The organism is Eubacterium sp. 3_1_31, from assembly GCF_964249515.1.
Classification (GTDB): Bacteria; Bacillota_I; Bacilli_A; order Erysipelotrichales; family Erysipelotrichaceae; genus Longicatena; species Longicatena caecimuris.
The window spans coordinates 21,988-28,507 of record NZ_CAXUBY010000037.1 but is presented as its reverse complement, the minus strand read 5'-3'; the positions used below and the strand labels follow the sequence as shown (position 1 = coordinate 28,507).

General features: G+C 39.1%; 7 protein-coding genes. All 7 read left to right on the top strand.

The annotated features are described in order from the left end of the window. Positions 1–290 precede the first annotated feature (290 nt). The 7 genes from ACESSZ_RS12780 (at position 291) to truA (ending at position 6,282) form a co-directional block, all read left to right on the top strand. A complete protein-coding gene (locus tag ACESSZ_RS12780) occupies positions 291–1,004 on the top strand; it encodes an ABC transporter ATP-binding protein (protein ID WP_008690059.1) in 714 nt (237 codons plus the stop codon). Further along, on the top strand, positions 1,001–1,741 hold the full coding sequence (locus ACESSZ_RS12775; protein WP_008690058.1) for an ABC transporter permease: 741 nt from the start codon (positions 1,001–1,003) through the stop codon (positions 1,739–1,741). The genes ACESSZ_RS12780 and ACESSZ_RS12775 overlap by 4 nt, the downstream gene beginning before the upstream one ends. Before the next feature lie 16 nt (positions 1,742–1,757). Next, the gene (locus ACESSZ_RS12770; RefSeq protein ID WP_008690057.1) at positions 1,758–2,600 is read left to right on the top strand and encodes a MerR family transcriptional regulator; all 843 of its coding nucleotides are present in this window, start codon (positions 1,758–1,760) and stop codon (positions 2,598–2,600) included. Positions 2,601–2,887: 287 nt separating this feature from the next. After that, on the top strand, positions 2,888–3,715 hold the full coding sequence (locus ACESSZ_RS12765; RefSeq protein WP_008690055.1) for an energy-coupling factor transporter ATPase: 828 nt from the start codon (positions 2,888–2,890) through the stop codon (positions 3,713–3,715). Then, a complete protein-coding gene (locus ACESSZ_RS12760; RefSeq protein ID WP_008690053.1) occupies positions 3,691–4,551 on the top strand; it encodes an energy-coupling factor transporter ATPase in 861 nt (286 codons plus the stop codon). Before ACESSZ_RS12765 ends, ACESSZ_RS12760 begins: the two co-directional genes overlap by 25 nt. Continuing rightward, positions 4,544–5,356: an energy-coupling factor transporter transmembrane component T family protein gene (locus ACESSZ_RS12755; protein WP_008690052.1), complete on the top strand. Its 813-nt coding sequence runs from the start codon at positions 4,544–4,546 to the stop codon at positions 5,354–5,356. The genes ACESSZ_RS12760 and ACESSZ_RS12755 overlap by 8 nt, the downstream gene beginning before the upstream one ends. Before the next feature lie 170 nt (positions 5,357–5,526). Continuing rightward, positions 5,527–6,282, top strand: a complete 756-nt coding sequence (truA, locus tag ACESSZ_RS12750) for a tRNA pseudouridine(38-40) synthase TruA (protein WP_008690051.1) — start codon at positions 5,527–5,529, stop codon at positions 6,280–6,282. The last annotated feature ends 238 nt before the right edge of the window (positions 6,283–6,520 follow it).

Here is a 6,520-nt window from a genome sequence, read left to right as displayed (position 1 = left end):
AATTAAAACGAACCGCCGTATACGGAACCGTACGTACGGTGGTGTGAGAGGGTGATTTATTTCACCCTACTCGATTTATCCATATGATGACGCTTATGCTTAATCATGATGCGAAAGATTAAGTTTTTTTATTAAATGGATTATTCTTGATGATCAGCAAACAGGTAAATATTTTATCAACAAAAGATCTTTTTATTCATTGTACGATAAAGGTTCTCATAGTTTTATTAAAGTGCTTGACTCTCCTGTAACAGGAGGATATATCCTTGATTTACAAGGAGGTATGAATGATGGAATTATGTATACAAGTGGAACATCTGACAAAGCGATTTCAAACACAAATTGCGGTGAATCAATTGTCTTTTGAGGTGAAGAAAGGTGAAATCTTCGGTATTCTAGGACACAATGGTGCGGGGAAAACGACAACGATCGAAATGCTTCTTGGTTTACAAAACCCTGATGAAGGAAAAATCAGGCTCTTAAAGAAAGATGGTGCTAGCATAGATAAAACAATCTTTGAAAGGATTGGAGTACAACTGCAGGCATCAAGTTATCAAAACAATATTCGGGTAAGGGAATTATGCGAAGAAATGGCATCACTGTATCAAGATCCTGCAGATTACCATGAACTATTGGAACAGTTTGAATTATCGCCGTTTGCACATCATTTTGTAGCGCATTTATCACAAGGAGAACGCCAAAAGTTATCTATCCTATTGGCATTGCTACCAAAACCGGAAATGCTTTTTTTAGATGAAGCTACGACAGGGTTAGATGCAGCCGCAAGAAGAGCGGTTTGGGATCGTCTTTTGTTATGGAAAGAAAAAGGTACGACCATTTTGTTAACGACACACTATATGGAAGAAGCAGCGTATTTGTGTGATCGCATTTTATTATTGAAACAGGGAAATGCTATTATGGAAGGAACTGTAGCAGATATTGCAAAAGGTTTTGCCAGTTTAGAAGAAGCTTATTTACACTATATGGAGGTGACTAAGTTATGAAGCGCTTTTTGACATTGTTTAAAATAGAAGGGAAATTAGCTCTTCGCTGTCCGGATGGTATCATTTTTGGTGTGATCATGCCGGTAGGAATCTTATTTTTGATTGGTTTTATCGCGAAAGATCAACAAGCAGGAAATAGTGGCTATACCTTTATGCAAAGTGCATTTTCTTCTCTAATCACCATTGGTATCTGTGCGACAGCATTCATGGGTCTTCCTATGACGTTCAGCGATTATCGTGATAAAAAAATCTTAAAACATTTTTTTGTGACACCGGTAAGTCCGCGCGTGTTATTATTAGTGGAAACACTTATCGCCGCATTGACGGCAATCGTATCAGCCTGTATGATAAGCTTATGCGCCATACTATTTTTTGATTATCATATGGAAGGAAATCCCTTCTTATTTCTAGGAGCTTACGTTTTCGTGTTATTTTCGATGTATGGCATAGGAATGATCATTGCTGGTCTATCACCTTCGCTAAAGGTTACGAATATCATTTGCAGTGTTGTCTATTTCCCTATGTTATTTTTATCCGGAGCAACCATTCCATATGAATTGTTTCCTTCACCGTTGCAACACATTGCGGATGTATTGCCCCTAACGCAAGGAATTCATGTATTAAAGGATGTTTCTATGGGGATATGGAATGAACAAACACTACTGGCGGTTGGCATACTATTACTAATTGGCATACTCGGCTATCAAATAGCAATTCGATTATTCCGCTGGGATTAACAAAAGGAGGATGCAGATGGAACAGAATTACCATTGTACAGAAAAAGAGGTACCTTACTATTACCGTATTGGAATGTTTGCGCAAATGAATAAGATTACGATTAAAGCATTGCGTCATTATGATGAGATTGGCTTATTGAAGCCTGCATATGTGGATGAGCATAACGGATATCGCTATTACAGTTCTAGTCAATTGCCAATCTTACATCGTATTCTCGTTTTACGTCAAATTGGTTTTCGTTTGGATGAAATTCAACAAATATTAAGTGGTGCTAACGAAACAGGAATGTTATTGATGAAGAAAAGTAAGTTACTGCAGTCTGTGAGTGATTTGACACAGAAAATAGCTGCCATTGAAGGTTATCTGGCCAAAGAGGATACGGTATCTGCTTATCATCCCATTATAAAATCCTTGCCTAAGGTGAAATGTGCATCCATGCGTGTACAATTAGATAGTTATCAAGATTTATTTACCTATATGCCAAAAATGGGAGAGGCAATGGAAAAAGCCGGTTGTATATGTGCAGAACCAGATTATTGCTTTACTTGTTACCATGATGGAGGATATAAAGCAAATAAGGTTGATGCAGAAATATTTCAGGCGGTTACTGCGATGCAGGATGATATGCAAGATTTGCATTTTGTCGAATTATCGGAGGTGGAGCAAGCGGTTTGTGTCCTTCATAAAGGTAGTTATGAAACGTTGCCTTATGCCTATCAAGCATTGATTGCTTACATGGAAGAGCATGGCTATATGGCCGCAGGAGAGCCTCGTGAGGTGTATATCGATGGTGTTTGGAATAAAGATACGAGTGCACAATGGCTTACGGAACTGCAATTTCCAATAAAACAGGAGTAAAGGATATGGAAAGTGAAGGCGAAAATTCTTCACTTTTTTTCTTTGATGACTGCTATGAACTAGCTCAAAGTGCTTGCGAAGCCTAGTGCCATCAGCATGAAGAAGATGAGGATACGTGTGAAAAAGCGTTCCATCTGCATAATGGAATTGCTGGATTCAAATTTATGTTTCCATATGAGAACGCTATCACGTCATATGTCTTGACACATCTACAAATACAGGCGTAATTTATTGTGTTCATTCTGCTTTCGTTGTATAATAAATGGGCTAAACTTTGAGGTGATGATATGGAAAAGATACGAGTAGAAGATCTAACCTTCTCTTATGACAAGGAGCGCAATGCCGTTGAGGCAGTGTCCTTTGCGATTGAAGAAGGCAGCTATACAACAATTATCGGACATAATGGCAGTGGCAAAAGTACGATAGCAAAGTTATTGATTGGTTTGCTGGATAAAGATCAGGGACATATCTATGTGGATGGTGAAGAGCTGACTATGGATACGCTATACGATATACGCGATAAGGTTGGTATCGTCTTTCAGAATCCGGACAATCAGTTTATCGGCGCTACGGTTGCCGATGATATCGCGTTTGGTTTGGAGAATCATCAGGTAGCCAGCGAATATATGCAGGAGATTATCGATCGCTATGCGCAAAAAGTCGGCATGAGCAAGTATATGCAAAGTGAGCCGACAAAGCTTTCCGGTGGGCAGAAACAGCGTGTGGCTATCGCCGGCGTTTTAGCAATGACACCGGAAATCATCATCTTCGATGAATCTACAAGCATGCTAGATCCACAAGGGAAAGCAGAAATTAATGAGCTGATCCAGGAAATACATAAAGAAAGCAGTATTACGATCATTTCGATTACGCATGATATCGAAGAGGTAGCAAAGTCAGATCATGTTATTGTTATGGATGGCGGACATGTTGTCATGCAAGGATTACCGGATGACATCTTATTGAAGGAAGAACAGTTGATAGCATTACAACTGGATATTCCATTTGCCTTGAAGTTCACAAATGCATTAAAGAAGGCGCATATCGAAATTGCGCCATGTACCACACTAGAAAGGGCGGTTGAGGAAGTATGTCAATTACGTTCAAAAATGTAGCACACACCTATAATGAAGGTTCTCCTTTTTCCTATGCCGCTTTAAAAAATATCAATTTAAATATTCCCGAAGGTAAGGTTACTGCTGTGATTGGTGAAACAGGCAGTGGTAAAACAACCCTTGTACAGCATCTGAATGCATTGTTGTTGCCTAGTGAAGGAGAATTAGAGGTATTAGGTAAGAACATTGTCGCTAAGGAAAAACCAAAAAATTTAAAGGCGTTGCGTAAACAGGTAGGCCTGGTCTTCCAGTTTCCGGAATATCAGCTATTTGAAGAAACGATTGCCAAGGATATTGCTTTCGGTCCTAAGAACTTTGGAGCAAGCGAAGAGGAGGCATTGGAAGTTGTAAAAAAGGTCATCAACGTCGTCGGCTTAGATGAAAGCTATTTAGAGCGGTCTCCTTTTGATTTATCCGGTGGCCAAAAACGCCGTATTGCGATTGCCGGTATCTTGGCTATGGACCCCGGTGTGTTGGTGTTGGATGAGCCAACAGCCGGACTTGATCCGCAAGGAGCAAAAGATATGATGGAACTGTTTTTACGCATGAATCGTGAATTTCATAAGACGGTTTTAATCGTTACCCACGATATGGAGCATGTATTGCATTACTGTGATGAGGTCATCGTGGTTAAGGATGGTCAGATTGAAAAGCAATGCGATGTAAAGGAATTCTTCCGTTCGGTTGCATTATTAAAAGAACTGCGCATCAATCCGCCAGCCATCATACGCTTACGAGAAGAACTGATTGCGCAAGGTTTTCATATTGCTTCTTCCATTCTTGATTTAGATGAATTGGCACAGGCAGTAGCGAAAGAGGTGAAATCCCATGAATAATATTGCTTTGGGTAGATACCTTCCATTAACGTCTATCATACATAACATGGACCCCAGAGCAAAAATTGGGGCAATGCTCTTAATGATGGTAGCAATCTTTATACCGGCCGGTTATACCGGTTATATCATTATCGGCATAGCGGTAGTACTAACTGCGTTGTTAGCGAAATTAAAGCTTAGTTTCTTATGGAGAGCCATGAAACCAATGCTTTTTATGTTAAGCTTTCTACTTATCATTAATCTGCTTGTTGTACGCAGTGGGGATGTGCTCATTACCATTGGCAGCTGGAACATTTATACAGATGCTTTGACACAGACGCTGTACATCGTGATACGATTGGCATTGATGATCATGATCACAACGATTTTAACAGCAACCACCAAGCCTTTAGAACTAACCTTAGGCATTGAGGATTTATTAAAACCATTCAAAGTGATTGGAGTTCCTGCCCATGATATTGCGATGATGATTTCTATTGCATTGCGTTTTATCCCAACGCTGATTGAAGAAACTCAGCGTATCATGAAAGCACAGGCATCACGTGGTGTGGATATGGAAAATGGGAAACTGATGGAAAAGGTGAAAGCCATTTTATCGTTGATCGTACCTCTATTTGTTTCTGCTTTTCAAAGAGCAGAAGAATTGGCATATGCAATGGAGGCCAGAGGATATATTCCTAGTCGCCCACGTACCCGTTATAAACAGTTAAAGATGCATGGGAAGGATGTAGCTTTATTGTTGTTAAGTGTGTTAATTCTGGTGGGAATGATTGTATTAAGTATGACAGATCTTGGCTTCTTTTAAGGAAATGTCAAAGAGAGTGCTTAAGGTTAAGCACATAAGCTAAAGATTGGTAATAGTGCATTTATCCATATTGTAAAGATAAAGGCGTTTAAGATAATATTTAAGCGGTAATGGTATAAAGGTTATTACGAGAGGTTCAGATAGAAAAAGAGTAAGGAAAGGGGAATTCTATGGCACGCTATAAAGCAGTTGTCAGCTATGATGGCAGTTCCTATGGCGGCTGGCAGAAACAGTTGAATACTACTTCTATACAAGAAGTTATTGAACAAGCATTAGCGAAAATGCACAAGCATGATGTTGCAATCGTGGCTAGCGGACGAACGGATGCCGGTGTACATGCTATAGCTCAAGTGTTTCATTTTGACAGTGAGATGAAGATACAAGAGAAGCATTGGATAAAAGCATTGAATTCTCTATTACCTAAAGATATCCGGATACAGTCCGTAAAACAGGTTACTGAAGCGTTTCATGCCCGTTTTGATGCCATTGGAAAACGATATGATTATTTGATTAGTAATGATATTTTAAATCCTTTTAAGGAAAATTATATGGCAAAGGATGCACATAAGCTTGATGTAGCTTATATGCAGGAATGCGCTACTGTATTGATAGGAACTCACGATTTTACCAGCTTTACCAGTAATAAGATTGATCCGCGAAAACCGCGTGTAAAAACCATTACTCGTTTAGAGGTGTTACAGGAAAAGGATCATGTACATATGATTTTCGAAGGAAACGGTTTCCTTCGTTACATGGTACGCATGTTATCCCAAACATTAATAGAAGCTGGTAAACATCGCATTACAAAAGCTGATATAAAAAAGATGTTAGAAGCGAAAGATAAGCATGCCTGTCGTTACAAGGCAGTCCCACAGGGATTATACCTTGTTCGTGTGGATTATGCAGATGATGAGGAACAGAATTAGGGACTATGCCAGTGTTATAAGGATATCCCCCATTTTGTTCTTTTTATTTTTTGAGAGCATCTATGGCGTATAAGTAAACTAGTATGGATGATAATAAAGGTATCATTATTAAAAGAGGTGAAAGAAAACAGAGAAGCTGATGCGTACCATAAAAAATCATGGAAAGAAATAGCAGATTATTGTTAGGAAAAGAAGGCTTTTCGCATACCATTTTTTACTTGAATATGGTATAGTTACC

Excerpts from the sequence above, each read along its gene's own strand:
- ACESSZ_RS12755 (WP_008690052.1), top strand. The coding sequence starts at position 4,544 with ATGAATAATATTGCTTTGGGTAGATACCTTCCATTAACGTCTATCATA.
- ACESSZ_RS12780 (WP_008690059.1), top strand. The coding sequence starts at position 291 with ATGGAATTATGTATACAAGTGGAACATCTGACAAAGCGATTTCAAACA.
- ACESSZ_RS12775 (WP_008690058.1), top strand. The coding sequence starts at position 1,001 with ATGAAGCGCTTTTTGACATTGTTTAAAATAGAAGGGAAATTAGCTCTT.
- truA (WP_008690051.1), top strand. The coding sequence starts at position 5,527 with ATGGCACGCTATAAAGCAGTTGTCAGCTATGATGGCAGTTCCTATGGC.
- ACESSZ_RS12765 (WP_008690055.1), top strand. The coding sequence starts at position 2,888 with ATGGAAAAGATACGAGTAGAAGATCTAACCTTCTCTTATGACAAGGAG.
- ACESSZ_RS12770 (WP_008690057.1), top strand. The coding sequence starts at position 1,758 with ATGGAACAGAATTACCATTGTACAGAAAAAGAGGTACCTTACTATTAC.
- ACESSZ_RS12760 (WP_008690053.1), top strand. The coding sequence starts at position 3,691 with ATGTCAATTACGTTCAAAAATGTAGCACACACCTATAATGAAGGTTCT.